The organism is Streptomyces sp. BoleA5 (genome assembly GCF_000373665.1).
In the GTDB taxonomy this organism is placed as follows: Bacteria; Actinomycetota; Actinomycetes; order Streptomycetales; family Streptomycetaceae; genus Actinacidiphila.
Genome location: NZ_KB892101.1, coordinates 15234 through 40113 on the forward strand (window position 1 = coordinate 15234; position 24880 = coordinate 40113).

General features: G+C 72.8%; 21 protein-coding genes. 11 read left to right on the forward strand and 10 right to left on the reverse strand.

Annotated elements, in window-relative coordinates; genetic code table 11:
* Positions 1-109: 109 nt before the first annotated feature.
* Positions 110-1048: a Ppx/GppA phosphatase family protein gene (locus B085_RS0115830; RefSeq protein ID WP_078619907.1), complete on the reverse strand. Its 939-nt coding sequence runs from the start codon at positions 1046-1048 to the stop codon at positions 110-112.
* Positions 1049-1149: 101 nt separating this feature from the next.
* Here B085_RS0115830 and B085_RS0115835 point away from each other — a divergent pair, with 101 nt between their 5' ends.
* Positions 1150-1971 carry a hypothetical protein gene (locus B085_RS0115835; RefSeq protein ID WP_234018582.1) on the forward strand — a complete coding sequence of 274 codons (822 nt, stop codon included), beginning with the start codon at positions 1150-1152 and terminating at the stop codon, positions 1969-1971.
* A gap of 7 nt (positions 1972-1978) precedes the next feature.
* Here B085_RS0115835 and B085_RS42590 read toward each other — a convergent pair whose 3' ends face one another.
* The gene (locus B085_RS42590) at positions 1979-3649 is read right to left on the reverse strand and encodes a BACON domain-containing protein (RefSeq protein WP_018559541.1); all 1671 of its coding nucleotides are present in this window, start codon (positions 3647-3649) and stop codon (positions 1979-1981) included.
* A gap of 216 nt (positions 3650-3865) precedes the next feature.
* Here B085_RS42590 and radA point away from each other — a divergent pair, with 216 nt between their 5' ends.
* Together radA and disA are read left to right on the forward strand one after the other, a co-directional pair.
* On the forward strand, positions 3866-5254 hold the full coding sequence (radA, locus tag B085_RS0115845) for a DNA repair protein RadA (RefSeq protein WP_018559542.1): 1389 nt from the start codon (positions 3866-3868) through the stop codon (positions 5252-5254).
* A 66-nt stretch (positions 5255-5320) separates the two neighbouring features.
* Positions 5321-6451, forward strand: coding sequence for a DNA integrity scanning diadenylate cyclase DisA (gene disA, locus B085_RS0115850; RefSeq protein ID WP_018559543.1), 1131 nt, complete (start codon positions 5321-5323; stop codon positions 6449-6451).
* A 57-nt stretch (positions 6452-6508) separates the two neighbouring features.
* Here the strand turns inward: disA and B085_RS0115855 are convergent, their stop codons facing one another.
* Positions 6509-7363: a hypothetical protein gene (locus B085_RS0115855; protein WP_202470822.1), complete on the reverse strand. Its 855-nt coding sequence runs from the start codon at positions 7361-7363 to the stop codon at positions 6509-6511.
* Positions 7364-7545: 182 nt separating this feature from the next.
* Here B085_RS0115855 and B085_RS0115860 point away from each other — a divergent pair, with 182 nt between their 5' ends.
* The 5 genes from B085_RS0115860 (at position 7546) to B085_RS0115880 (ending at position 11793) form a co-directional block, all read left to right on the forward strand.
* The gene (locus tag B085_RS0115860; RefSeq protein ID WP_018559545.1) at positions 7546-8433 is read left to right on the forward strand and encodes an A/G-specific adenine glycosylase; all 888 of its coding nucleotides are present in this window, start codon (positions 7546-7548) and stop codon (positions 8431-8433) included.
* Between the two features lie 143 nt (positions 8434-8576).
* The gene (locus B085_RS0115865; RefSeq protein ID WP_018559546.1) at positions 8577-9146 is read left to right on the forward strand and encodes a SigE family RNA polymerase sigma factor; all 570 of its coding nucleotides are present in this window, start codon (positions 8577-8579) and stop codon (positions 9144-9146) included.
* A 5-nt stretch (positions 9147-9151) separates the two neighbouring features.
* Positions 9152-9835, forward strand: coding sequence for a hypothetical protein (locus B085_RS42595; protein ID WP_086020706.1), 684 nt, complete (start codon positions 9152-9154; stop codon positions 9833-9835).
* Positions 9828-10511, forward strand: a complete 684-nt coding sequence (cseB, locus tag B085_RS0115875; protein WP_018559548.1) for a two-component system response regulator CseB — start codon at positions 9828-9830, stop codon at positions 10509-10511. Before B085_RS42595 ends, cseB begins: the two co-directional genes overlap by 8 nt.
* A gap of 49 nt (positions 10512-10560) precedes the next feature.
* A complete protein-coding gene (locus B085_RS0115880) occupies positions 10561-11793 on the forward strand; it encodes a sensor histidine kinase (RefSeq protein ID WP_018559549.1) in 1233 nt (410 codons plus the stop codon).
* Positions 11794-11908: 115 nt separating this feature from the next.
* On the opposite strand, the gene B085_RS0115885 is transcribed toward B085_RS0115880, so the two are convergent.
* Positions 11909-13453: an MDR family MFS transporter gene (locus tag B085_RS0115885; RefSeq protein WP_018559550.1), complete on the reverse strand. Its 1545-nt coding sequence runs from the start codon at positions 13451-13453 to the stop codon at positions 11909-11911.
* Positions 13454-13577: 124 nt separating this feature from the next.
* Between B085_RS0115885 and B085_RS0115890 the strand changes: the two genes are divergently transcribed.
* Positions 13578-14162, forward strand: a complete 585-nt coding sequence (locus B085_RS0115890; RefSeq protein WP_018559551.1) for a TetR/AcrR family transcriptional regulator — start codon at positions 13578-13580, stop codon at positions 14160-14162.
* On the opposite strand, the gene B085_RS0115895 is transcribed toward B085_RS0115890, so the two are convergent.
* Entirely contained in the window at positions 14144-14857 is a 714-nt protein-coding gene (locus B085_RS0115895; protein WP_018559552.1) for a peptidoglycan DD-metalloendopeptidase family protein, read from the reverse strand. The two genes, B085_RS0115890 and B085_RS0115895, sit on opposite strands and share 19 nt — an antisense overlap.
* Before the next feature lie 349 nt (positions 14858-15206).
* On the opposite strand from B085_RS0115895, the gene B085_RS42600 reads away from it, so the two are divergent.
* Positions 15207-17939: an NACHT domain-containing protein gene (locus tag B085_RS42600; protein WP_078619921.1), complete on the forward strand. Its 2733-nt coding sequence runs from the start codon at positions 15207-15209 to the stop codon at positions 17937-17939.
* A gap of 113 nt (positions 17940-18052) precedes the next feature.
* Here B085_RS42600 and B085_RS42605 read toward each other — a convergent pair whose 3' ends face one another.
* A complete protein-coding gene (locus tag B085_RS42605; protein WP_018559554.1) occupies positions 18053-19693 on the reverse strand; it encodes a ricin-type beta-trefoil lectin domain protein in 1641 nt (546 codons plus the stop codon).
* A gap of 333 nt (positions 19694-20026) precedes the next feature.
* Complete coding sequence (locus tag B085_RS0115910; RefSeq protein WP_018559555.1) at positions 20027-22543, reverse strand: ATP-dependent Clp protease ATP-binding subunit; 2517 nt, start codon at positions 22541-22543, stop codon at positions 20027-20029.
* A gap of 431 nt (positions 22544-22974) precedes the next feature.
* Here B085_RS0115910 and B085_RS42610 point away from each other — a divergent pair, with 431 nt between their 5' ends.
* Positions 22975-23502: a hypothetical protein gene (locus B085_RS42610; RefSeq protein WP_018559556.1), complete on the forward strand. Its 528-nt coding sequence runs from the start codon at positions 22975-22977 to the stop codon at positions 23500-23502.
* Here the strand turns inward: B085_RS42610 and B085_RS0115920 are convergent.
* The 3 genes from B085_RS0115920 to B085_RS0115930 form a co-directional block, all read right to left on the reverse strand.
* A complete protein-coding gene (locus tag B085_RS0115920; RefSeq protein WP_018559557.1) occupies positions 23433-23774 on the reverse strand; it encodes a histone-like nucleoid-structuring protein Lsr2 in 342 nt (113 codons plus the stop codon). The two genes, B085_RS42610 and B085_RS0115920, sit on opposite strands and share 70 nt — an antisense overlap.
* Before the next feature lie 165 nt (positions 23775-23939).
* Positions 23940-24458, reverse strand: a complete 519-nt coding sequence (locus B085_RS0115925) for an amino-acid N-acetyltransferase (protein WP_018559558.1) — start codon at positions 24456-24458, stop codon at positions 23940-23942.
* Between the two features lie 9 nt (positions 24459-24467).
* The gene (locus tag B085_RS0115930) at positions 24468-24872 is read right to left on the reverse strand and encodes a BlaI/MecI/CopY family transcriptional regulator (protein ID WP_078619908.1); all 405 of its coding nucleotides are present in this window, start codon (positions 24870-24872) and stop codon (positions 24468-24470) included.
* Between the last annotated feature and the right edge of the window lie 8 nt (positions 24873-24880).

The following is a 24880-nucleotide window of genomic DNA, read 5'->3' on the forward strand; positions in this document are numbered from 1 at the left end:
GCGTACGGCGGCCGGTCGGCCGAGCGGGACACCGCACCCGGCCGACGTGACGCGATCGACACGCGGGTGGCGCACCGGCCGCACGGCCGGCGCGCCGTGTGCGCCGCCCTCAGCCCCGGTCGCTCGTCATCAGGTCGAGACGGCGCAGGATGACGCCCTCACGCAGCGCCCACGGGCAGACCTCCAGCTCGGTGACCCCGAACAGGTCCATCGCCGCGTCCGCGACGAGTGCCCCGGCCAGCAGCTGGCGGGCCCGGCCCTCCGACACGCCCGGGAGCTCCCGGCGGGCGCCCTCGGTCATGGCGGCCAGCCTCGGCACCCACTCCTCCAGCGTCCTGCGGGTGAGCGTGCGCTGCACGTACAGGCCCTCGGCGGAGCGCGCCGCGCCCGCGATCCGGGCCAGTTGCTTGAAGGTCTTGGAGGTGCCCACCACGTGGTCGGGCGCACCGAGCCGGCTGAACTCGGCGACGGTGCGGGCGATCTCGGCCCGTACGTGCTTGCGCAACCGGCGCACGTCGTCGGCGGTGGGCGGGTCGCCGGGGAGCCAGCCGCTGGTGAGCCGGCCGGCGCCGAGCGGCAGGGAGACCGCGGCGTCCGGGTCCTCGTCCATGCCGTACGCGACCTCCAGGGAGCCGCCGCCGATGTCCAGCATGAGCAGCCGGCCGGAGGACCAGCCGAACCAGCGCCGGGCGGCGAGGAAGGTGAGCCGCGCCTCGTCCTCCCCGGACAGCACGGTCAGGTTGACCCCGGTCTCCGCGGCGACCCGGGCGAGCACCTGCTCGCCGTTGGCCGCCTCGCGCACCGCGCTGGTGGCGAAGGGCAGGACGTCCTCGACTCCCTTGTCCTCGGCGACGACCAGGGCCTCGGCGACCTGGGCGACCAGCCGGCGCACGCCGTCCTCGCGGATCGAGCCGTCCTCGTCCAGCAGCTCCGCCAGCCGCAGCTCCGCCTTGTGGGAGTAGGCGGGGAGCGGGCGTGCGCCCGGGTGCGCGTCCATGACCAGAAGGTGGACGGTATTCGAACCCACGTCGAGGACACCGAGTCTCATGCCCGGAACGCTACTGCGCCGGGCCCGGACCGAGGACATGCGGGGTATGGGCACCTGCGCGGGTGACCACTCGAGAAGCTTCACATGCTTACCCTGACATCGTGGCGAAGGTGAAAAAGGCGACGAAGCGGCAGCATCACCCGGACGTGTCGGACGAGGTCGGGCTCGATTTCCCGCGCGCATGGGTCGAGTTCCCCGATCCGGCGGACGAGGAACAGGTCTTCCGGTGCGACCTGACGTGGCTCACCTCACGGTGGAACTGCGTCTTCGGCCGCGGCTGCGAGGGCATCGAGGCGGGCCGGGCGAGCGACGGGTGCTGCACCCTGGGCGCCCACTTCTCGGACGACGACGACGAGAAGCGCGTCGCGGGTCACGTGGAGCGGCTCACCCCCGAGCTGTGGCAGTTCCACGCGGTCGGCGAGGAGGACGGCTGGACCGAGGTCAACGAGGACGGCGACCGGCAGACCCGGCGGCACCAGGGGGCCTGCATCTTCCTCAACCGCCCCGGCTTCCCCGCGGGCGCCGGCTGCGCGCTGCACACGCTGGCGCTCAGGGAGGGCCGCGAGCCGCTGGAGACCAAACCGGACGTGTGCTGGCAGCTGCCGATCAGGCGGACGTACGACTGGGTGGACCGCCCCGACGACACGCGGGTGCTGATGATCTCGATCGGCGAGTACGACCGGCGCGGCTGGGGCCCCGGCGGGCACGACCTGCACTGGTGGTGCACGGGGGCGCGGTCCGCGCACGGCGCGGGTGAACCGGTCTACGTCTCGTACCGGGCGGAACTCACGGAGCTGATGGGGCCGCGGGCCTACGCGCGGCTCGTCGAGCTGTGCGAGCAGCGGCTCTCCTCGCTGCTGCCGATGGCACCGCACCCCGCGGATCCGGCGGCGGGCGCGGGCGGCCGGCGCGAGGACGCCTGAACCCGGCCTAGTTCTCGCCCTCGACCGGGGACGGGGAGTCCGAGGGGCTCTGGCTCGGCGGATCGCTCGGTGTCGGGTCGGGGGCGGACGGGGTCGGCGAGGGGTCGGGGGAGGGCGACTGCTGCCTCCCCCTCCCCTCGATCGTGACCACCGCGCCCGACGGGTCGAACCAGATCCGTGCCGCCCAAGGCCCCACGGGCTCCCGCGAGCGGTCCACGGAGACCGTCAGCGTCACGCTCTCCCCCGGGCGCAGCCTGCCGTGGCCGCGGCTGAGCCGCAGCCACGGCTCGGAGGTGGCCGCCCTCCAGCGGACCGGCCCGTCGCCCTCGGCGGTGAGGGTGACGACGGTCACGTGACCGCGCGAGCGGGCCTCCACGAGCAGCCGGCCCGCGCGGGGCGCCGCGTGCTCGTCGGTCTGCCCGGAGGCGCCGGACGGCGAGGCGGATCCGCGGGCACCGGCCGCGGCGGACGCGGAGGCCGACGCCGAGGGGGCGGCGGAGGCCACGGAGACCGACAGGCGGCCCTGGCCGCCGCGGTTGGAACGCCCACGCGCGTCGGCCGCGCCCGCGGCACCGGCCTTCTCGTACTGGACGCCGTCGAGGTCCTCGCCGGCGCTGAAGGAACCTTCCCCCTTGTGCTCGGGGGCCAGCGGCGCACCGTGGTACGCCGCCCACAGCGCCAGCACCGGCGCCGCGACGACCGCCGCGACGACCGTGGAGGTCACCGCGCGATGCCGCATCCGCGCCCGCCGCGCCATCCGCTCCTTCAGGTCCATGGGGAAGCCGTGCCGGTCGAAGCGCGGGCTGCTCTGGCGGGTGCGTCCCACGCCGCCCCGCATGGCGTGCAGCAGGGCGGCGTACGCGGCCGAGCGGGGCGCCTCGACCGTCGACAGGACGGCGGTGGCGGCGGTGGTGGCCAGGCCCGGCCAGGGACCCGTCGCCACGGCGCGCTCGGCCGTGACCCGGCAGTGCGGGCAGACGTCGACGTGGGTCACCAGCTCGCGGCGGAGCGCCGAGCCCAGCAGCACCCGGGAGTCACCGGTGAGGCGGGCGACGGCCGCGCAGTTGCCGAGCTCGACCACGGCGAGCGCCGCCCGGGTGCGCTCCACCTCGCAGGCGGCCTGCGCGAGCAGCGCCCGCGTCGTGTCCGGCTCCCGGCCGACGACCAGCGCCACCTCGTGCGGCGCGAGCTGGTGCCGCACGGCGAGCTCCAGCGCCTCGCGCTGCTCGGGCGTGGTGCCGGCCGCCTCGGGCCAGGCCAGCGCCGCGAGTTCGCCGCGCCTGCGGGCGGCCACGTCGGCCGAGGCCTGCACCGACACCGGCCGCCCCTCGGCCAGGGTGCGCAGGCACGCCCAGCGGGCGAGCGCGTACAGCCAGGGCCTGCGCAGCTCCGGGTCGCGCAGCCGGGCGCGCTGGCGCTCGGCCACGGCCAGCACGTCGCCGAGGGCGGCGGCGGCGGAGTCGTGCTCGCACAGGACGGAGAGGCAGTAGGTGAACAGCCCGTCCAGGTACGGCTCGTAGTGGGCCGGCGGCTGCGCGGGCAGGGTCCCCTGCGGGCGCGGCCGCCGCCGCGCCGGGGACCCGCTGGTCCCCGGCGCGGCGCGGCCACGCTGGACCGGCGCGCGGTGTCGGCGGTGCGCGCCGGTTGTCTGGGAGGGTGTGTCAGACCTGCTGCTCATCACTCCGTGACGGTAGGACCACGACCCGTACGCCCTCGGGCATCACGGCGGGCTTTAATCCAAACGGGTGGTGATCCCGCCCGAAAGAGCACACGCCGCTCACCCCCTCGGGTGACCCTTCCGGCCAGGTGCACGAGCGTTCTCCGGAGCGGACGGCAGACGTCCGCGCCCCCGGGCGGTGCCGCGTTGTCGGTGGCACCCGATAGCGTGCGGCACATGGCTGCCCGTACCCGCCCCGCTTCCAAGGACCGCCCGTCGTACCGCTGCACCGAGTGCGGCTGGACGACGGTCAAGTGGCTCGGCCGTTGCGGCGAGTGCCAGGCGTGGGGCACGGTCGAGGAGTACGGCGCCGCGGCGCCGGTGCGGACGACCGCGCCGGGCCGGGTGACCTCGCCCGCGATGCCGATCGGCCAGGTGGACGGACGGCAGGCCACCGCGCGCGGCACGGGCGTGCCGGAGCTGGACCGGGTCCTGGGCGGCGGGCTGGTGCCCGGGGCCGTGGTGCTGCTCGCCGGCGAGCCCGGCGTGGGCAAGTCGACCCTCCTGCTGGACGTGGCGGCGAAGGCCTCGGGCCCGCAGACACGGACGCTCTATGTGACGGGTGAGGAGTCCGCCTCGCAGGTCCGGCTGCGCGCCGACCGCATCGGGGCGCTCTCCGACCACCTCTTCCTGGCCGCCGAGACGGACCTGTCCGCCGTGCTCGGCCACCTCGACGACGTCAAGCCGTCCCTGCTGATCCTGGACTCGGTGCAGACGGTCGCCTCCCCGGAGATCGACGGCGCCCCCGGCGGGATGGCCCAGGTGCGCGAGGTCGCGGGCGCCCTGATCCGCGCGTCGAAGGAGCGCGGCATGGCGACGCTGCTGGTCGGCCACGTCACCAAGGACGGCGCGATCGCGGGTCCCCGCCTCCTGGAGCACCTGGTGGACGTGGTGCTGTCCTTCGAGGGCGACCGGCACGCCCGGCTCCGCCTGATCCGGGGCATCAAGAACCGCTACGGCGCCACCGACGAGGTCGGCTGCTTCGAGCTGCACGACGAGGGCATCACGGGCCTGGCCGACCCGTCCGGCCTCTTCCTGACCCGGCGCGACGAACCGGTCCCCGGCACGTGCCTGACCGTCACCCTGGAGGGCAAGCGCCCGCTGGTCGCCGAGGTGCAGGCGCTGACCGTCGACACCCAGATCCCCTCCCCCCGCCGTACGACCTCCGGTCTGGAGACCTCCCGGGTGTCGATGATGCTGGCGGTGCTGGAGCAGCGCGGCCGGATCCGGTCGATCGGCAAGCAGGACATCTACACCGCGACGGTCGGCGGCGTGAAGCTCGGGGAGCCGGCCGCCGACCTGGCGGTGGCGCTCGCCCTGGCCAGCGCGGCGATCGACACGCCGCTGCCGAAGAACCTGGTCGCGGTGGGCGAGGTGGGCCTGGCAGGAGAGGTCAGGCGGGTCACCGGCGTGCAGCGCAGGCTCGCCGAGGCGGCCCGGCTCGGCTTCACCCACGCCCTCGTGCCGCCGGACCCGGGGAGGATCCCGGCGGGGATGAAGGTGACGGAGGTGACGGACATAGGGGACGCCCTGCGCGTCCTGCCCAAGAGGGCCCCACGTCCCTGACCCTTCCGACGGTAAACTTTGCCCTGGTCTCGCCCATCCGGGCATCCGTACGACCGGAGGAGAGCAGTGGCAGCCAACGACCGGGCGGCAGCTCCCGGCAAGGCCTGGAGTCGCGAGGGCTCCGGCGGTGAGGGCCTGATGCGCGCCTCCCTGAGTGCCGTTGCCCCCGGCACCGGCCTTCGGGACGGCCTCGAGCGGGTCCTGCGCGGCAACACCGGTGGCCTCATCGTGCTGGGGATGGACAAGACCGTCGAATCGCTGTGCACCGGCGGCTTCGTGCTGGACGTCGAGTTCAGCGCCACCAGGCTGCGCGAGCTGTGCAAGCTCGACGGGGCCCTCATCCTCGACCGCGACATCACCAAGATCGTGCGGGCCGGGGTCCAGCTGGTGCCGGACGCGTCGATCCCCACCGAGGAGACCGGCACCCGCCACCGCACCGCGCAGCGGGTCTCCATCCAGACCGGCTTCCCGGTCGTGTCCGTCAGCCAGTCGATGCGGCTGATCGCCCTGTACGTGGGCGGGCAGCGCCGCGTCCTGGAGGACTCGGCGGCCATCCTCTCCCGCGCCAACCAGGCGCTGGCCACCCTGGAGCGCTACAAGCTCCGCCTGGACGAGGTCGCGGGCACGCTCTCCGCCCTGGAGATCGAGGACCTGGTCACCGTCCGGGACGTCACGGCGGTCGCGCAGCGCCTGGAGATGGTGCGCCGGATCGCCAAGGAGATCGCGGAGTACGTGGTCGAGCTGGGCACCGACGGCCGGCTGCTCTCCCTGCAGCTGGACGAGCTGATCGCCGGCGTCGAGCCCGAGCGCGAGCTGGTCGTCCGCGACTACGTGCCGGAGCCGACCGCCAAGCGCAGCCGCACGGTCGCCGAGGCGCTCACCGAGCTGGACGCCCTGCCCCAGGGCGAGCTGCTGGAACTGCCCACCGTGGCAAGGGCGCTGGGCTACGCGGGCTCCCCGGAGGCGCTGGACTCCGCGGTGTCGCCGCGCGGGTACCGGCTGCTGGCGAAGGTGCCCCGGCTGCCGAACACGATCGTGGAGCGGCTGGTCGAGCACTTCGGCGGGCTGCAGAAGTTGCTGGCCGCGAGCGTGGACGACCTGCAGACGGTCGACGGTGTCGGCGAGGCCCGGGCCCGCTCCGTCCGCGAGGGCCTGTCGCGCCTCGCGGAGTCCTCGATCCTCGAGCGCTACGTCTGAGGAGCCGCCCCGCGCCGAAGTCCCGGGGCGTCCCGGGCCCTGCGCGTGCCCGGCGTCCTAGACGTTCTTCAGGACGAAGGACGTCTGCTTCTCGGAGCGGCCGGGCAGTTTCACCTCGAGAAGGTAGGTCCCGTACGGGGCCGTCGCGCCCTTGGGGGTGGCGCACCGCGGGGAGCTCGTGCGGCGGTCCCACTCGACGTCGTACGAAGTCGAGCCGCCCGCCGGGACCTGCAGCAGGTACGGGGCCCGGCTCCTGGGGCAGTCGTCGCTGGCCCACACATGGTGGTCGTTGACGTCGGTGATGGTCAGGACCGCCGAGTCCGGGCCGAAGTCCAGCTTGCAGGCGGTGGCCGAGGTGTTGGTCGCGGTCAGCGTGAACCGGGGCCGCTCGCCTGGCTCGTAGGCGTTGTCGGTGCTGCGCACGTTCAGCGTGACGCCGGACCCGCAGTCCGGCAGCGAGGAGCCCGCGGGCAACTGCGCACCGCCGCCGCCGTTCGCCCCGTCGCTGCCACTGTCGCCCGAACCACCCGTGCCCGCGGCGCCCGAGGCACCGGAGTCCGCGCCGCCGTCGGCGGCACCGGAGTCGCCGCCCTGCGAACTGCCTTCCGTGGCACCGGAGTCGCCCGAGCCGCCGTCCGAGGCGTCACCGCCGTCGTCACCGCCGCCACCGCCGCCACCGCCGCCGACCGAACCGCCCGGGCGGGAGCTGTTGAGCGGGCCGCTCGCGGACGGACCAGGGGTGATGGACGGCGCGGGTGAGCGGCCGTCCGGCCCGTTGGCGCTGTTCCCGCCGCCGTCGCGGGAATTGACGGCCCATACGACCAGGACGGTGAGCAGCGCGAGCAGGAGCAGCACAACCGCCCGTCGCCGCCAGTAGATGGAGGACGGGAGAGGTCCTACGGGATTGCGCATAGAGCCCACGCGCAAACCTTATGCGGTTTCCCTTGAATCGGACCAAGGCACGCGCGGCACGCTGGCAACTTGTGTGATTGATCAGCAGATCTCCCCTCCGTTCCGGGGACTCCCCACCCGTTCGCGCGGCCCGTTCGGGCTGCCCGCCGCGGCGGCCCCGGGGACGTAGGATCGGAGGCGCTATGAACGACGACCGCGACCACCACTCGCTGCACACACCCGTGATCGACTGGTTCGACGACAACGCCCGGGATCTGCCGTGGCGCCGCCCCGAGGCGGGCGCCTGGGGCGTCATGGTCAGCGAGTTCATGCTGCAGCAGACCCCGGTCAGCCGGGTCCTGCCGGTGTACGGGCAGTGGCTGGAGCGCTGGCCCACGCCGGGGGCCCTCGCGGCGGACCCCGCCGGGGAGGCGGTGCGCGCCTGGGGCCGGCTGGGCTATCCGCGCCGGGCGCTGCGGCTGCACGCCGCTGCGACCGCGATCGCCCAGCTGCACGGCGGCGAAGTGCCCACGGACCACGCCGAGTTGCTGGCCCTGCCGGGGGTCGGCGAGTACACGGCCGCCGCGGTGGCCTCCTTCGCGTACGGGCAGCGGCACGCGGTGCTGGACACCAATGTGCGCCGGGTCTTCGCGCGTGCCGTGACCGGTGTGGAGTACCCGCCGAACGCCACGACCGCCGCCGAGCGCCGGGTCGCCCACCGGATGCTCCCCGCCGACGAGGCCACCGCCGCCCGCTGGGCCGCGGCGACCATGGAACTGGGCGCCCTGATCTGCACCGCCCGCGGCCCCGAGTGCGCGCGCTGCCCGATCGCCGGGCAGTGCGCCTGGCGGCTGGCCGGCTCCCCCGGGCACGACGGCCCGCCGCGCCGCGGCCAGACGTACGCCGGTACCGACCGCCAGGTCAGGGGCAGGCTGCTGGCCGTGCTGCGCGAGGCCACGGAGCCGGTGCCGCAGGCGGCGCTGGACGCCGTGTGGCACGAGCCCGTCCAGCGCGCCCGGGCGCTGGACGGCCTGGTCGCCGACGGCCTGGTGGAACCCCTCCAGGACGGTATGTACCGGCTGCCCGGCTGACTGCCGCGCTCCCCGGACGGCCGAGTCGTTACACAACCGATGGGTGGCTGTGGGTCCGCTGTGCGGCGGCGGTCGTCAAAGCCGTACATCCGCTCCGTAGCGTCGGGCAGGTCGTAATCGAGCGCGCCGGACGGAGGGACGCCATGGCGGCGAACGCCCAGGGGACAGCCCAGGTCATGGACTTCGAGGAGTACGTGCGGAACCGGCAGGAGGCCCTGCTGCGCAGCGCGCGCCGGCTCGTCCCGGACCCGATCGACGCCCAGGACCTCGTCCAGACGGCGCTGGCGCGCACCTACCCGCGCTGGGGCGACATCGCCGACAAGAGCCTCGCGGACGCCTACATGCGCCGGGTGATGATCAACACCCGTACCGAGTGGTGGCGCGCCCGCCGGCTGGAGGAGGTGCCGACCCCCGAGCTGCCGGAGGGGTCGGTCGACGACGGCGCCGAGCAGCGGGCGGACCGGGCGATGCTGCTGGACGCGCTCGGCATGCTGGCCCCCAAGCAGCGCCAGGTGGTGCTGCTGCGCCACTACCGGCAGCTCAGCACGGAGGAGACGGCGCACGCGCTGGGCATGTCGGTGGGTACCGTGAAGAGCACCCTGCACCGGGCACTGGCGCGGCTGCGCGCCGAGCTGGAGCGGCAGAGCAACGGATACGGAAGGCCCGTGGAGCCCGTCACGGGCGGTACGGAGGGCGTGTGCGCCGCAGCGTAGTCCCGGTGGGAGCCGCTGCCGCCGCTGTCGCGGTGTGCGGGGCGCTCGTCGCCGTGACCGGCTGCCGCGACGCCGGAGGTGTCCGCGAGGAGGGCACCGCCGCGGTCGCCTCCGCCGCCCCGGCGTCCCCCTCGGCGTCGCCGCCGGCCCCGGACGCCCACCCGCTGGGCACCGGGCGGTCGGCGGACCCGCGGACGGCGGACGCCAAGGCCGCCGCGGACGTGGTGCACCTGGTGCAGCGCGACCCGAAGGTGGCCCGGGACATCCGGGACAGCCTGGTGGCCTGCCCCGCGCCGTCCGCGGCCGCGGCGGCCCGTCCCGGTGCCTCGGCGGACCCGTACCCGGTGGACCGCCGCTCCGGCCGGCTGACCGGGAAGGACGCCACGGACCTGGTGGTCAACGTCTCGACCTGCGCGGACAGCGTGGGCATCGGAAGCTACGTCTACCGCCGCGTGGACGGCGGGTACGTCAACGTCTTCGCCGACGAGCAGCCCCCCGTCTTCGCCGAGATCGACGACGGCACCCTGAAGGTGACCCACCAGGTGTACGAGCCGCAGGACACGGTCTCCAACCCCTCCGGCGAGGACGTCACGACGTACCGGTGGAACGGCACCCGCTTCGAGGAGGTCTCCTTCTCCCACCGCGACTACGAGACGGACGACGGCACCGGGAGCGGTTCGCATGGCTGAGACGCACGTCCTGTTCGTCGAGGACGACGACGTCATCCGCGAGGCGACCACCCTGGCGCTGGAGCGGGACGGCTTCGAGGTGACGGCCGTGCCGGACGGCCTGGCCGGCCTGGAGGCGTTCCGGGCGCGGCAGCCGGACCTGGCGCTGCTGGACGTGATGGTGCCGGGCCTGGACGGGGTGAGCCTGTGCCGGCGCATCCGGGACGAGTCGACGGTGCCGGTGATCATGCTCTCGGCGCGGGCCGACGCGATCGACGTCGTCCTGGGCCTGGAGGCGGGCGCCGACGACTACGTCACCAAACCCTTCGACGGGGCCGTGCTGACCGCCCGCATGCGGGCGGTGCTGCGGCGCTTCCGGGTGGCCGCGGTGGACGGGCCCCCGGCCGGGGCGGGGGTGCTGACCTTCGGTGACCTGGAGGTGGACCCGGAGGGGATGGAGGTGCGGCGCGCCGGTGAGCGGATCGCGCTGACGCCGACGGAGATGCGGCTGCTGCTGGAGTTCTCGGCGGCGCCGGGGACGGTGCTGTCCCGGGACCGCCTGCTGGAGCGGGTCTGGGACTACGACTGGGGCGGCGACACCCGGGTGGTGGACGTCCATGTGCAGCGTCTGCGGGCGAAGATCGGGCAGGAGCGCATCGAGACGGTGCGCGGCTTCGGCTACAAGCTCAGGGGCTGACGCGGTGACCGCACGACCCGGGGACCCCGCCGCGAGGAGGGGCCGTCGGATGCCGAAGATCGGGCTGCGCTGGAAGGTCTGCGTGGCGATCGCCGTGGTGTCGGCGCTGGTCGCGCTGGTGCTGAGCCTGGTCGTGCACAACGCGGCCCGGGCAAGCATGATCGACAACTCCCGGGACGCCCAGAACGAGCGGGTGCAGTTCGCCCAGCGGATCTACGAGTCCACCGGCCGGCTGACCATGAACGCCCGGCTGGACGACCCCGACCTGCCCGCGCCGCTGAAGCGGCTGGCCCGGGAGGGCAAGCGGGCCACGTACGTCTCCGACGACGGCGGCGCGCCCGTGGTGTGGGCGCAGACCCCGCTGAAGGACGGCAAGATCCTGTCGCTGAAGGCGACCTTCACCGACCGCTTCTCGGTCCTTGAGGACCTGGACCAGGCCCTGGTCATCGGCTCGTCGGCGGTCGTCGTGGGCGGCACGGCGCTGGGCGTGCTCATCGGCGGGCAGTTGTCCCGGCGGCTGCGCAAGGCGGCCGAGGCCGCGGGCCGGGTGGCCGACGGGGAGACGGACGTACGGGTGCGCGAGGCGATCGGCGGCCGGGTCCGCGACGAGACGGACGAGCTGGCGCGGGCCGTGGACGCCATGGCGGACGCCCTGGCCGGCCGGCTGGAGGCGGAGCGCCGGGTCACCGCGGACATCGCCCATGAGCTGCGCACCCCGGTGACGGGGCTGGTCACCGCGGCCGAGCTGCTGCCGCCCGGGCGCCCCGCGGAGCTGGTCAGGGACCGGGCGCAGGCGTTGCGCACGCTCGTGGAGGACGTGCTGGAGGTCGCCCGGCTGGACGGCGCGGCCGAGCAGGCCGACCTGCAGGACGTGCCGCTGGGCGACTTCGTGCGGCGCAGGGTGGCGGCCGCGGCGCCCGAGGCGGCGGTGACCGTCCGCGGCGACGCCGTCGTCCGCACCGACCCCCGGCGGCTGGAGCGCGTCCTGGGCAACCTGCTGGCGAACGCCTCGCGGCACGGTCGGCCGCCCATCCAGGTCAGCGTCGACGGTCCGTACGTGGAGGTCCGCGACCACGGCCCGGGCTTCCCCGGCGACCTGCTCCGCGACGGCCCCAGCCGCTTCCGCACGGGGAGCAGCGACCGGGCCGGCAGCGGCCACGGCCTGGGGCTGACGATCGCCACCGGCCAGACCCGCGTCCTCGGCGCCCGGCTCACCTTCCGCAACGTGCCCGCGGAGCAGGGGGGCGGGGCGGTCGCCCGGCTGCTGCTCCCCCGGGAGTAGAAGGGCCGCGGGAGCCGCGGGTCGCGCATACAAACAATACGGACGATGCCCGCACGCGGGTCGGAGAACGACCCCGTGCGGGCATCGGCAGCGGGTGGCCGGGGGGCCAGGCGGCTCAGACCACCTCGACCGCGGCGACCGCCTCCTCGGTGCTGGGCGCGGTGGGCGCCGAGCGGAGCGGGATCTCCTTGACGAAGAAGGCCAGCAGGAAGCCGATGACGCTGACGACGGCGCCCCACAGGAAGACGTGGTGCGTACCGCCCGCGACAGCGTGGAGGTAGGCGTCCTTCACCGGCGGCGCCAGCTTGGCCAGGCCCGCCGGGTCCATCTGGGCGGAACCGGAGGTGGCTCCCGCGGCGGCCTCGCCGAGGCGGTCCGTCATGGTGTTCTGCACCTGGTGGGTGAAGATCGCGCCGAAGAGGGCGACGCCGAAGGAACCGCCGATCGTACGGAAGAGGGTGGAGGACGAGGAGCCGACCCCCATGTCCTTCATCTCGACGCTGTTCTGCGCTATGAGCATCGTGATCTGCATCAGGAAGCCCATGCCCGCGCCGAGCACGGCCATCCACACGCCGGAGACGAAGCGGCTGGTGCCGGTGTCCATCGTCGACAGCAGGTAGAGGCCGACGGTCATCAGGCCGCCGCCGACGATCGGGAAGATCTTGTACTTGCCGGTCTGGGTGGTGACCCGGCCGGCTATGAGCGAGACGACCATCATGGACAGCAGCAGCGGCAGCAGCAGCAGGCCGGAGTTGGTCGCGGAGGCGCCCTGCACGATCTGCTGGAACAGCGGCAGGAAGGTCATCGCCCCGAACATCACGAAGCCGACCAGGAAGCCGATCACGGAGATCAGCGAGAAGTTGCGGCTGTGGAAGATGTGCAGCGGGATGACGGGCTCCGCGACGCGGGTCTCCACGTACAGGAATCCGGCCAGCGCGGCCACGCCGAGCACCAGCAGGCCCAGGATCTGGGGCGAGCCCCACTCGTACTGGTTGCCGCCCCAGGTGGTGAGCAGGACGAGCGAGGTGATGCCGACGGTGAGCAGCACCGTGCCGAGGTAGTCGATGCTGGTCTTGATCTGCTTCTTCGGCAGGTGCAGCACCGCCGAGATCATGAAGAGGGCGACCACGCCGAGCGGGAGGTTGATGTAGAAGCTCCAGCGCCAGCCCCAGTTGTCGGTGATGTAACCGCCGACGAGCGGGCCGCCGATCATCGCGACCGCCATGACGCCGGCCATCATGCCCTGGTACTTGCCGCGCTCCCGCGGCGGGATCAGGTCACCGATGATCGCCATCACACCGACGATCAGACCGCCGGCTCCCAGGCCCTGCACGGCGCGGAAGGCGATCAGCTGGCCCATGTCCTGCGCCATGCCGGACAGCGCCGATCCGATCAGGAAGATCACGATCGACGACATGAAGATGCCCTTGCGGCCGTACAGGTCGCCGAGCTTGCCCCAGACGGGCGTCGACGCGGCGGTGGCGAGCGTGTAGGCGGTCACCACCCACGACAGGTGCTCCAGGCCGCCCAGCTCGCCCACGATGGTGGGCATCGCGGTGCCGATGATCATGTTGTCGAGCATCGCGAGCAGCATCGCGATCATGAGCCCGAACAACACCACGCGCACGCTGCGCTGCGGGGTCTCGGCGGTCTCCGCCATCACAAGCTCCCCTACTTGTTTCTTGCTTGTCTTCGATTGCTTACCTGCCGCCCGGCTAGTTGCCTGGGGCACCCTGACAGTATGCGGCTTACTAGCCGGGCGTCAAGTAAGTTAAAGTTCGCCCATGGCAACGCCCCACGCACGCAGAGGTGACACGCGACGCCGCATCCAGGACGTCGCGCTGGAGCTCTTCGCCGAGCAGGGATACGAGAAGACGTCCCTGCGTGAGATCGCCGAGCACCTGGACGTGACCAAAGCGGCGTTGTACTACCACTTCAGGACCAAGGAGGACATCCTCAACAGCATCGTCGAGGACCTGGCCTCACCGGTCGACGAGCTGATCGCCTGGGCCACGGAGCAGCCGCGCACCCTGGAGACCAAGTGCGAGGTGCTGCGGCGCTACGCGGACGCGCTGTGGAGCGCCGGCCCGCTGTTCCGCTTCATCCAGGAGAACCAGGCCACCGTCCGCGACCTCAGCATCGGCGAGACCTTCAAGACCAAGCTGCTCGCCGTCCACTCCCTGCTCAAGGACCCGGACGCGCCGCTGACCGACCAGGTGCGCTCGATCACCGCGGTCTTCGCGATGCACGCCGGGATGTTCGCGATGCAGAACCTCGAGGGCGACCCCGAGGACAAGCGCGCCGCCGTCCTCGAGGTCGCCCAGGAGTTGATCGCCCGGACCTACCGGGATCAGACCGACACCCCGTGAGACCGCAGATACGGCAGCGGGTTCACGGACGAGCCGTAGTAAGGGGTCTTGCGGATCTCGAAGTGCAGGTGGGGACCGGTACTGTTGCCGGTGTTGCCGGACAGCGCGATCTGCTGGCCCTGGCCGACGTACTGGCCGACGCGCACCTGCATCTTCGACAGGTGGCCGTACTGCGAGTACATGCCGTTGGCGTGGCGGATCACGATGTTGTTGCCGTAGGCGCCGCCCCAGCCGGCCGCGACGACGGTGCCGGCGCTCACGGCGTGGACGTTGGTGCCGATCGGCACGGCGAAGTCCTGGCCGGAGTGCTTGTGGGCCCAGCGGGCGCCGTTCTGCATGTAGCCGGCGGACAGTGCGTACTTCTTGACCGGCACCGACCAGCCGCTGTTGGTGCGGCTCTGCTGCTGCGGGGCGCTCTTCGCGGACTGCCCCACGTGGTTCCGGTGCTTCCAGTGCAGCTCGGCACGCGCGTGGCGGTCGGCCTTCGCGGCCCGGGCGGCGCGCTGCTGCACATCGGCCTGCGCCCGGGTCGCGTCCGCCAGCTTCCCGGCCGCGCCGAGGCCCAGCAGGCTCTCGCTCTGCGTCTGCGCCATGGCCGTCCCTGCCGCACCGAGTGCCAGCGAGGCGCACACGCCGGCGGTGACGACGGTGCGACGGCCGCGGAAGACGGAGTTCGAGATCTTGGGCATGCGCATTCGGAATTACCTCGCGGAAATAGCCGGACAAGAACGATGCGACGTGTTCGCCGCGGATCCCTTGGTAACCCGACATTCCGACCCCGGACAAACCCCCCCATCTACTACCGTCTTTCGTAGCCCGGACCTCCGGCACCCCGCTTCGCCGCCTGCCGCAGGGGCACTGTCCCCTAAGGTGATTCGTACGTGTCCCAGGTCACGTGGGTCACGTCACCGGCCCCGGGACCAAAGGGAATTGCCCTTCGGGACCTAGGTCCCGTGGCCCGGGTCACACGGAAAGAGAAATGCGGGAGCCGGCGGAGCGCGCGAATGGGAAGAGCGCGCGATCCGCATGACGGGGGGCGGGAACGTGGATCCTTCGGCCGTGGGTGTACGGCTGGCGTCGGCCGTCGCGGGGCCGCTGGTCAAGCGGCTCTTCGTGGCCGAGGGCCCCGGAGCGGGCCTCGTGGACCGGCCGGTCCGCATCTCCTCCCGGGTCTCCTTCAGGGGCGAGAAGCGCACCCTCACCGACGCGGACCTGCGCGCCCTGGCCGCCGGGCTGGTGCGCCGCGCCCTGCGCGCCGGGGAACGCCCGGTCGGCGCCGACGAGGAGACCGCCGTCGCCGACGCCCTCGCGGCCTCACTCCGGGCCCTGGGCGACCTCGACCTCACCGACGTGCAGGCCGTGGACCTCGGCCACACCGCGTTCGCCCGCGCCCTGCGCCGCGCCGCCGATTCCCCGGAGCGGGAACTCAGCGCCGACGGCGCGCACTTCCACGAGCGGCTGCTCGACACGGCCTGCCTGCACATCCTGCACTTCTTCACCCAGCGCTCGACCTTCGTCGCCGCCACCCTGGTCGAGCAGAGCCGGGCGCTGGGCGACCTGACCGCCCGCGTCGACGCGCTCATCAGCCGCACCCCTCTGCCGGGCGGCGAGGACGCGGCCTTCGAGCGGCGCTACCTGGACTACGTCGCGAAGAAGTACGGGCGGCTCACGATCCACGGCCTCGACCTGGCGGACGCCCCGGACCGCTGGCCGCTGGACACCGCCTACCTCAGCCTGGAGGCGGTCCCCTCCTCCGGGCCCGCGGAGGACGGGACGGAGGACTCCGCCGGGCCCCGCGCCGCCGACCGGGCCCTCGCCGCGCACGAGCGGGTCCTGCTGCGCGGCGAGGCGGGGTCGGGGAAGACCACGCTCGTGCAGTGGCTGGCGACCGCCTGCGCGCGCCAGGACCCGGACGAGGGCATGGCCCACCTGGAGGACCGGATCCCCTTCGTCCTGCCGCTGCGCACCCTCACCCGCCACGGCGAGCGCCTCCCCGCGCCGCGCGGCTTCCTCGCCGCCGCCGGCTGCCCGCTCGCCGGCACGCAGCCGGCCGGCTGGGAGGCCCGCGTCCTCGCCGAGGGCCGAGGGCTGCTGCTGGTGGACGGCATCGACGAGATCCCCGACGCCGAGCGCCGCCGCACCCGGGCCTGGCTCGGCGACCTGCTCGACGCCCATCCCGGCAACCGCTGGCTGGTCACCTCCCGCCCCTCCGCCGTGCGGGAGGACTGGCTGGCCGCCGAGGGCTTCACCGAGCTGGCCCTGACCCCCATGGGCCCCGCCGACGTCGCCGCCTTCGTCGGCCGCTGGCACGCCGCCGCCGGGCCGGAGGCGGCCGGGTACGCCGAAGGGCTGCTCGCCGCCCTGCGTGCCGAGCCGGACCTCGGCCGGCTCGCCACCAACCCGCTGATGTGCGGACTGATCTGCGCCCTGCACCACGACCGCCGCGGCTACCTGCCCAGGGCCAGGAAGGACCTGTACGCCGCCGCCCTGTCGATGCTGCTGGTCCGCAGGGACCGCGAACGGGAGGCGGCGGTCGTGCCGCTGCGCGAGGAGGCGCAGACCGAGCTGCTGCAGCGGCTGGCGTACTGGCTGGTCCGCAACGGCCGCACCGAGATGGACCTCGGCCGGGCCGAGGCCGTCGTCGCGCGGGCGCTGCCCGCCGTCCCCGAGGCCGCCGCGCTCGGCGACGCCGGCGCCGTCCTGGCGCACCTCCTCGACCGCGGCGGCGTGCTGCGCCGGGCCGCCCCGGGCTCGGTCGACTTCGTGCACCGCACCTTCCAGGACCACCTGGGCGCCCGGGCCGCCGTGGACGAGGGCGACTTCGGGCTGCTCGCCGCGCACGCCGCCGACGACCGGTGGGAGGACGTCCTGCGCATGGCGGTCGCGCTCGCCGGCCCCCGAGAGCGCGCCGCGATCCTGCGGGAGCTCCTCGACCGCGGCGACCTGGCCGCGGACCGGCGCACCCGGGCCCGGCTCCACCTGCTCGCCGCCGCCAGTCTGGAGGACTCCGCGGCCCTCGACCCGGAGGTGCGCGAGGCCGTGGAGCGGCGCGCCGCGGCGCTCGTCCCGCCCGCGGACGCCGGAGAGGCCCGCGCCCTGGCCGAGGCCGGGCCGCTCGTACTGGATCTCCTCCCCGGCCCCGGCGGACTCTCCGACGCGGAGGCCCTGCACGTCGTGGTGACCGCCTGCCACTTGCCCTCGGACCGGGCCGCCCGCTACCTGGCGGGCTTCGCCGCGCACCGGTCCCTGCGGGTCCGCGCCCAGCTGATGTGGTCCTGGCACCGCTTCGACTGCGCCCTGTACGCGCGGGAGGTCGTCGCCCGTCTCGACCCGGACGGCCTGGACTTCACCGTCCGCTCCGCCGAGCAGCTGCGCGAGCTGCGCGGGCTGGGACTGCGGCCCACCCGCCTCGACCTGCGGGGCGACCTGCCCGCGGACGAGCTGGCCGGGTACGTGGCCGGGCTCGCGCTCACCGAGGTCCGGGTGAAGGACTGCGCCCTGACCGACCTGCGCTTCCTGGCGGGCCAGCGGGAGCTGCGCAGGCTGGTGCTGGTCGGCCCGGGCGCGCCCGCCGACTGGACGTCGATCGGCGGGCTGCCCGCACTGCGTGAGCTGGAACTGGCCGCCCCGGCCGGCGGCCGGGTCGACCTGTCACCGCTCGCCGCCCACCCGGGCCCGCTGACCGTGCGCGTCCCGCTGGCCGCCGACCGCGTGACCGGGACCGACCGGCTGCCCGCGGGCGTGACCGTCGTCCCCGGGCCGCGCCAGGGAGGCTAGTCGCCGTCCCGGTCCCTCCAGCCGCCCCAGCCGCCCCGGCCCCGGCCGTCGTGGCCGTCCCGGTCGCAGTAACCGTCGCAGGGGTCCCCGCCGGCGGTCGGCGGGCCGGTGGCCTATGGCGTGGGGCTCGGCGGCGCCGAAAGCCGCGCGGCCGCCCGGGTGGCGCCGGCGGCCAACCGGGAGCCGGTGGTGTACGCCACCGACTGGAAACGGAGCGGGGTGACGGAGGTGTCGAAGGTCCAGCGCTGGACGAGCCGGCCGTCGCGGGGCCTGAGGACGACCCCGGCACCCGCCTCGCGGCCCGCGGGGGCGACCGCGAGCTGCTGGTTCCAGCGCGGGATGAGGTCCCCGGTCAGGGTGAGGTCGTAGCGCACGTCCTCGGCACCGGTGACGAAGGACGCCGTGCACAGACCGAGTTCCAGCGCGGGGCCGCGGTGGGAGTTGAGGCAGTACGCGGGCTGGGCGACGCTGCGCATCAGCCCGTCCGGCTCGTACGACCAGAACTGCGTGGCGCCGGTGTCGCAGCGCGCGGTGGCCGTCTCGGTGCCGATGACGGTGCGGCGGCCGGTCAGGTCCACGCACAGGTCGTTGTCCCTGTTGCGGAGCCGGCCGCGGAGCCCGTCGGCGGGGACGGGGTCGGCGGTGACCGTACCCGGGCCGGGCGCGGTGTCCGAGGTGGTGACCGGGGCCGAGACGGTGGGGGACGCCGTGGCCGCAGTGGGCGCCGTGCCGGAGGCACGTCCCTCGCCACCGCCGTCGCCGGTGGTGAGGCCGACGACCAGGGCGGTCACGAGGACGAGGCCGCCGAAACCCAGCAGGGTCGCGGTCAGCCGCCGGCGGACGCCGCTCGCCGCCCGTCGCCTGCGACCGCCGCGGCGCCGCCCCGCGGAGCGGCCGGAGCCGTTCCCGGCATCGTTGTCATGCGCCGCCCGGCGAGTGGGGCGCGAGTCGTGATAGCCCCGCGCCTCCCAGACCAGGACCGCCTCGGCGATCAGCACACCCAGCCGGTCCCCGGAGTGGTCGAGCTGCTCGGCCGCGTAGCGGCAGTGGTCGCAGCGGGCGATGTGCCGCTGCAGATCGGGTACGAGACCGGCGCCGCCGCGATGGACGGAGATGTCCAGCAGGCGGCTGAACTGCAGACAGGCCTCGTACGGCGCGAGGTCCCGGTGCGCCTGGACGCACGCCTCGCGGAAGCGGGTGCGGGCGAGCTCCAGCTGGGCCGCGGCCCGCTCCGGGTCGATGCCGAGCAGCCCGGCCGGTACGTCCAGCGGCTCGGCGTCGACCTCGGCGTGCCAGAGCAGGCAGCGCGCGGGCTCGGGGAGCCGCATGAAGGCCCGGTTCGCCAGCCGGCGGTTCTCGGGTACCGCCAGCCGGGTGTCGGCCTGGTCGGGGCGGGGGCGCAGTCTCCGGTGGAGCCAGGCCCGCCGGCGGTCGACGGCCCACTCCTCGGCGATCTTGTGGACGGTGATCAGCAGCTCGGGGCGCCAGGCGGCCGTGGGCCCGGTCAGTCGCAGGGTGTCGACGAAGACCCGGGTGAACGCGGCCGCCGCGAGTATCCCGGCGGCGTGTCCGGAGACCGTGCACAACTCCGCGTACTCGGAGACCGGCCGCCAATGGCGGGCCAGCAACTCCTCGAACGGCTGGTGCGCGTCTTCCTTTCCCAGGGACTTTCCGATCTCTCCGGACAGCGACTCGTCCGGGACGCCGAACAGCCGGCCGGGGTGCGCGGAATTCGGATGCGGGGATTCCTTCAACGAGAGTTTCCTTCCGCGTTCGCCCCGCCGGGATAAGTACGAACCAATACGCCGGCGCGGGACGCAGCTACGTGGGGGGAGGTGGGGCCGGGGCGCCGATGGAGGGGCAAGGCGGCCTCTCCTCACTCTCGGCTGATCTTTTCGAATGCCTGCCGGAATGACGGCACGACACCGGCCGGAGCACGGAGAAGGAAGGGTCCGTGCTGAACATCGCTCACCTTTCCACAAATGCAACCGGCGCAACAAGGGTGGGTTCATGGGGAACACAAAACGCGACGACCCCGCCCGCACTATTGTGCGGACGGGGTCGGATCGCTGTGCGATTACCTGCGGTTACGCTTCCTTGCTGAGGTTCGGACCGCCGGCCGCCTCGACCGGAGGGGCGTCGGCGACGGCCACCTTCTCCTCACCGCGGAAGGTGAACTTGACGTTCTCGCCCTCGCCCTCGGTGCCCACGACCACGATGTGACCGGTGCGCAGCTCACCGAAGAGGATCTTCTCGGAGAGCACGTCCTCGATCTCCCGCTGGATCGTCCGGCGCAGCGGCCGGGCGCCCAGCACGGGGTCGTAGCCCTTCTTGGCGAGCAGGGACTTGGCCTCGGGGCTGAGCTCGATGCCCATGTCCTTGTCCCTGAGGCGCTCGTCCACCCGGGCGATCATGAGGTCGACGATCTGGATGATGTCTTCCTCGCTGAGCTGGTGGAAGACCACGATGTCGTCGACACGGTTCAGGAACTCGGGCCGGAAGTGCTGCTTGAGCTCCTCGCCGACCTTGGCCTTCATCCGCTCGTACCCGGTCTTGACGTCACCCGCGGCCGCGAAGCCGAGGTTGAAGCCCTTGGAGATGTCCCGGGTGCCGAGGTTGGTGGTCATGATGATGACCGTGTTCTTGAAGTCCACGACCCGGCCCTGGGAGTCGGTCAGGCGACCGTCCTCCAGGATCTGCAGCAGGCTGTTGAAGATGTCCGGGTGGGCCTTCTCGACCTCGTCGAAGAGGACGACCGAGAACGGCTTGCGGCGCACCTTCTCGGTGAGCTGGCCGCCCTCCTCGTAGCCGACGTATCCGGGCGGGGAGCCGAAGAGCCGCGAGACGGTGTGCTTCTCGCTGAACTCGGACATGTCGAGCTGGATGAGCGCGTCCTCGTCGCCGAAGAGGAACTCGGCGAGCGTCTTGGAGAGCTCGGTCTTACCGACACCGGACGGGCCGGCGAAGATGAACGAGCCACCGGGGCGCTTGGGGTCCTTCAGACCGGCCCGCGTGCGGCGGATGGCCTGCGAGAGGGCCTTGATCGCGTCCTTCTGGCCGATGACGCGCTTGTGCAGCTCGTCCTCCATGCGCAGCAGACGCGAGGACTCCTCCTCGGTGAGCTTGAAGACCGGGATGCCCGTGGCCGTGGCCAGGACCTCGGCGATCAGCTCCTCGTCGACCTCGGCGACGACGTCCATGTCGCCGGCCTTCCACTCCTTCTCCCGCTTGGTCTTCGCGGAGAGCAGCTGCTTCTCCTTGTCGCGGAGGGAAGCGGCCTTCTCGAAGTCCTGCGAGTCGATCGCGGACTCCTTCTCCCGGCGCACGTCGGCGATCTTCTCGTCGAACTCGCGCAGGTCCGGCGGAGCGGTCATCCGGCGGATGCGCATCCGGGAACCGGCCTCGTCGATCAGGTCGATCGCCTTGTCCGGCAGGAAGCGGTCCGAGATGTAGCGGTCGGCAAGGGTCGCCGCGGCCACCAGGGCGGCGTCCGTGATGGACACCCGGTGGTGGGCCTCGTAGCGGTCCCGCAGGCCCTTGAGGATCTCGATGGTGTGCGGCAGCGACGGCTCCGCGACCTGGATGGGCTGGAAGCGGCGCTCCAGGGCCGCGTCCTTCTCCAGGTGCTTGCGGTACTCGTCGAGCGTGGTGGCGCCGATGGTCTGCAGCTCACCGCGGGCCAGCATCGGCTTGAGGATCGAGGCGGCGTCGATCGCGCCCTCGGCGGCACCCGCACCCACCAGGGTGTGGAGCTCGTCGATGAACAGGATGATGTCGCCGCGGGTGCGGATCTCCTTGAGGACCTTCTTCAGGCGCTCCTCGAAGTCACCGCGGTAGCGGGAACCGGCCACCAGGGCACCGAGGTCGAGCGTGTAGAGCTGCTTGTCCTTCAGCGTCTCGGGGACCTCGCCCTTGACGATGGCCTGGGCCAGGCCCTCGACGACGGCGGTCTTGCCGACGCCGGGCTCGCCGATGAGGACGGGGTTGTTCTTGGTGCGGCGCGACAGCACCTGCATCACGCGCTCGATCTCCTTCTCGCGCCCGATCACCGGGTCGAGCTTGGTCTCACGAGCGGCCTGCGTGAGGTTGCGGCCGAACTGGTCCAGGACGAGCGAGGTCGAGGGGGTGCCCTCGGCCGGGCCGCCGGCGGTGGCGGCCTCCTTGCCCTGGTAGCCGGAGAGCAGCTGGATGACCTGCTGCCGCACCCGGTTGAGATCGGCGCCCAGCTTCACGAGGACCTGGGCCGCGACGCCCTCGCCCTCGCGGATCAGGCCGAGCAGGATGTGCTCGGTGCCGATGTAGTTGTGGCCGAGCTGGAGGGCCTCGCGGAGCGACAGCTCCAGGACCTTCTTGGCCCGGGGGGTGAAGGGGATGTGCCCGGACGGGGCCTGCTGGCCCTGGCCGATGATCTCCTCCACCTGCTGGCGGACCGCCTCGAGCGAAATCCCGAGGCTCTCCAGGGCCTTAGCGGCGACACCCTCACCCTCGTGGATAAGGCCCAGGAGGATGTGCTCGGTGCCGATGTAGTTGTGGTTGAGCATCCGGGCTTCTTCCTGAGCCAGGACGACAACCCGCCGCGCGCGGTCGGTGAACCTCTCGAACATCGTTAATCGCTCCTCAGAGCGGTCGGGCAGTTAGGGGCGTGTCCCCTCCCTGTCCTTCCGCATGCTAGTCCCGCACAGCGGGGCAGCTCACTTCAACCGTCGACACCTTGCGAGGTCGTTTACCCCCGCGCCGTCGACAACAGCCTCAACCCGATGGTGCGAGACGATGTTCCCGCAGGCCAGGCGGATAGCCCTTTATCCAGTACGCCGAGGGCGAACGTCCCGCCTGTCCGACATGGCCGTCGTCCGTTCCCACTAGGTATTTCTTACCCGCCCGCACGGACAGTCCATGCAAGGAGCACGCCCGATGTCTGCTAAGGGCGAACAGACTTGCGTCGCGTGGATTCACGGAGCGTGACGGAACCGGCCCACCGGACACTCCCGGTGACCCGCCTCGTAACCCGGGACCCCCGGGGGGCGTTGCGCAGGGCATGCAGGCCTCACGGGTCCCGGCGACCCTGGAACACGCGGACGCACTCGACGTCCCCGCGGAGGCGGGGCACGAGGTGCTCGGCCGCTTCCCGGCGCCCCGGACGGGTCCGGTCGCCCTGGCGGGGCATCGCATGCGGTTCTTCGTCGCCCCGGGCGGCGCCGAGGAGCTGCCCGGCCTGCTGGACTGGCTGGAGTGGAGCGGGATCCCGCTCGACCTCGTACCGCTGTGCGGGCCGGAGGCCGCCTACGACGACGGCGCGCCCGCCTGGCTCCGGCCGCCCGTTCCGGACGGCGGGTGCCACACCGGCGCGCCGCTCCGTCTGCCCGCGATGACGTTCCGCACGCAGCCCGGCCCCGCGGCGGACGGACGCTCCGGGGGGACCGTGGGCCTCACGGCCCTGGTCTCCGCGCTCGCGACCGCCTGCCACCGGGTCCGGCTGCGCGTGGCCCGGACCGATCAGCCGTGCGCCTTCTCGTACGCCTCACGGATCTGCGCGGGAACGCGACCGCGGTCGTTGACCTCGTAGCCCTCTTCCTTCGCCCACGCGCGGATCTTCGCGGTGTCCTGGCTCGCGGCGCCCCCGCGGGCGGCGCCCTTCGTGGTGCGCCCGCGGCCGGCACGGCCACCGGTGCGGCGACCGCCGTCCACGTACGGGCCGAGGAGACCGCGCAACTTGTCGGCGTTGTCGGTGGTGAGGTCGATCTCGTACGTCACTCCGTCGAGCGCGAACGTCACGGTCTCATCCGCCTCGCCGCCGTCGAGGTCGTCAACAAGAAGGACCTGAACCTTCTGTGCCACCGGCTTCCCTTTCATCGAATACGGATTACCGGTAAAAGCAAACCGCCTTTTCCCGGAAAACTCAAACCCCTTGCCCGAACTGCTTCCGTCCCGGTAGGCATCGCCGCCGTCTTCAGCGGAACGTTTCGGACATACTGTTGTGCCGGACGGACACCGTGGGCAGCCTCACAGATGCAACAGCATCCGGCTGTTGCCCAAGGTGTTGGGTTTCACTCGTTCGAGGTCGAGGAACTCGGCCACGCCCTCGTCCTTTGACCTCAGCAGCTCACCGAAGACATCGCCGTCGACCGGCGTCTCGCCGATCTCGACGAAGCCGTGCTTCGTGAAGAAGTCCACTTCGAAGGTGAGGCAGAAAATTCGCCGCACTCCCAGCCACCGCGCGGTCTGCAGCAGCTTCTCCAGCACGAGATGCCCGACACCCTTGCCGTGGTGCGCCGGGGCGACCGCGAGGGTGCGCACCTCGGCGAGGTCCTCCCACATGACGTGCAGCGCCCCGCAGGCCACCACCTCGGCGTCGTGGTCGTGTTCGGCCACCCAGAACTCCTGGATGTCCTCGTAAAGCGTCACCGTCGGCTTGTCGAGCAGGATGCGGTCGCGGACATAGGCGTCGAGCAGTCGCCGGACAGCCGGTACGTCGGCCGTCCGGGCCCGGCGGATGGTGACGTCTTTTGATGCGGCGGGCATGTGCGGACGCTATCGCCCGTCCGATCCGTCCGTCTCCCCGGGGTCACCCGGATCAGCGGATTGCACCACACGCATTGCGTCGCGGAGCGCTTCTCGCTGTTCCGCGGACATCATGCCGAAGAAGGCGACAAGGGCCGCCGCGGGGTTGTCGCTCGCCGACCACGCCTCGTGCATCAGCGCCGCCGAGTAAGCGGCGCGAGTGGAAACGGCCTCATAGCGATAGGCGCGCCCTTCGGCTTCCCGCCGGAGCCAGCCCTTCTGATGAAGGTTGTCCATTACGGTCATGACCGTCGTGTACGCGATCGAGCGCTCCCGGCGGAGATCCTCCAGCACCTCGCGCACCGTCACCGGGTGGTTCCAGCGCCATACCCGGGTCATCACGGCGTCTTCGAGGTCTCCCAATGGACGGGGCACACCCGAAT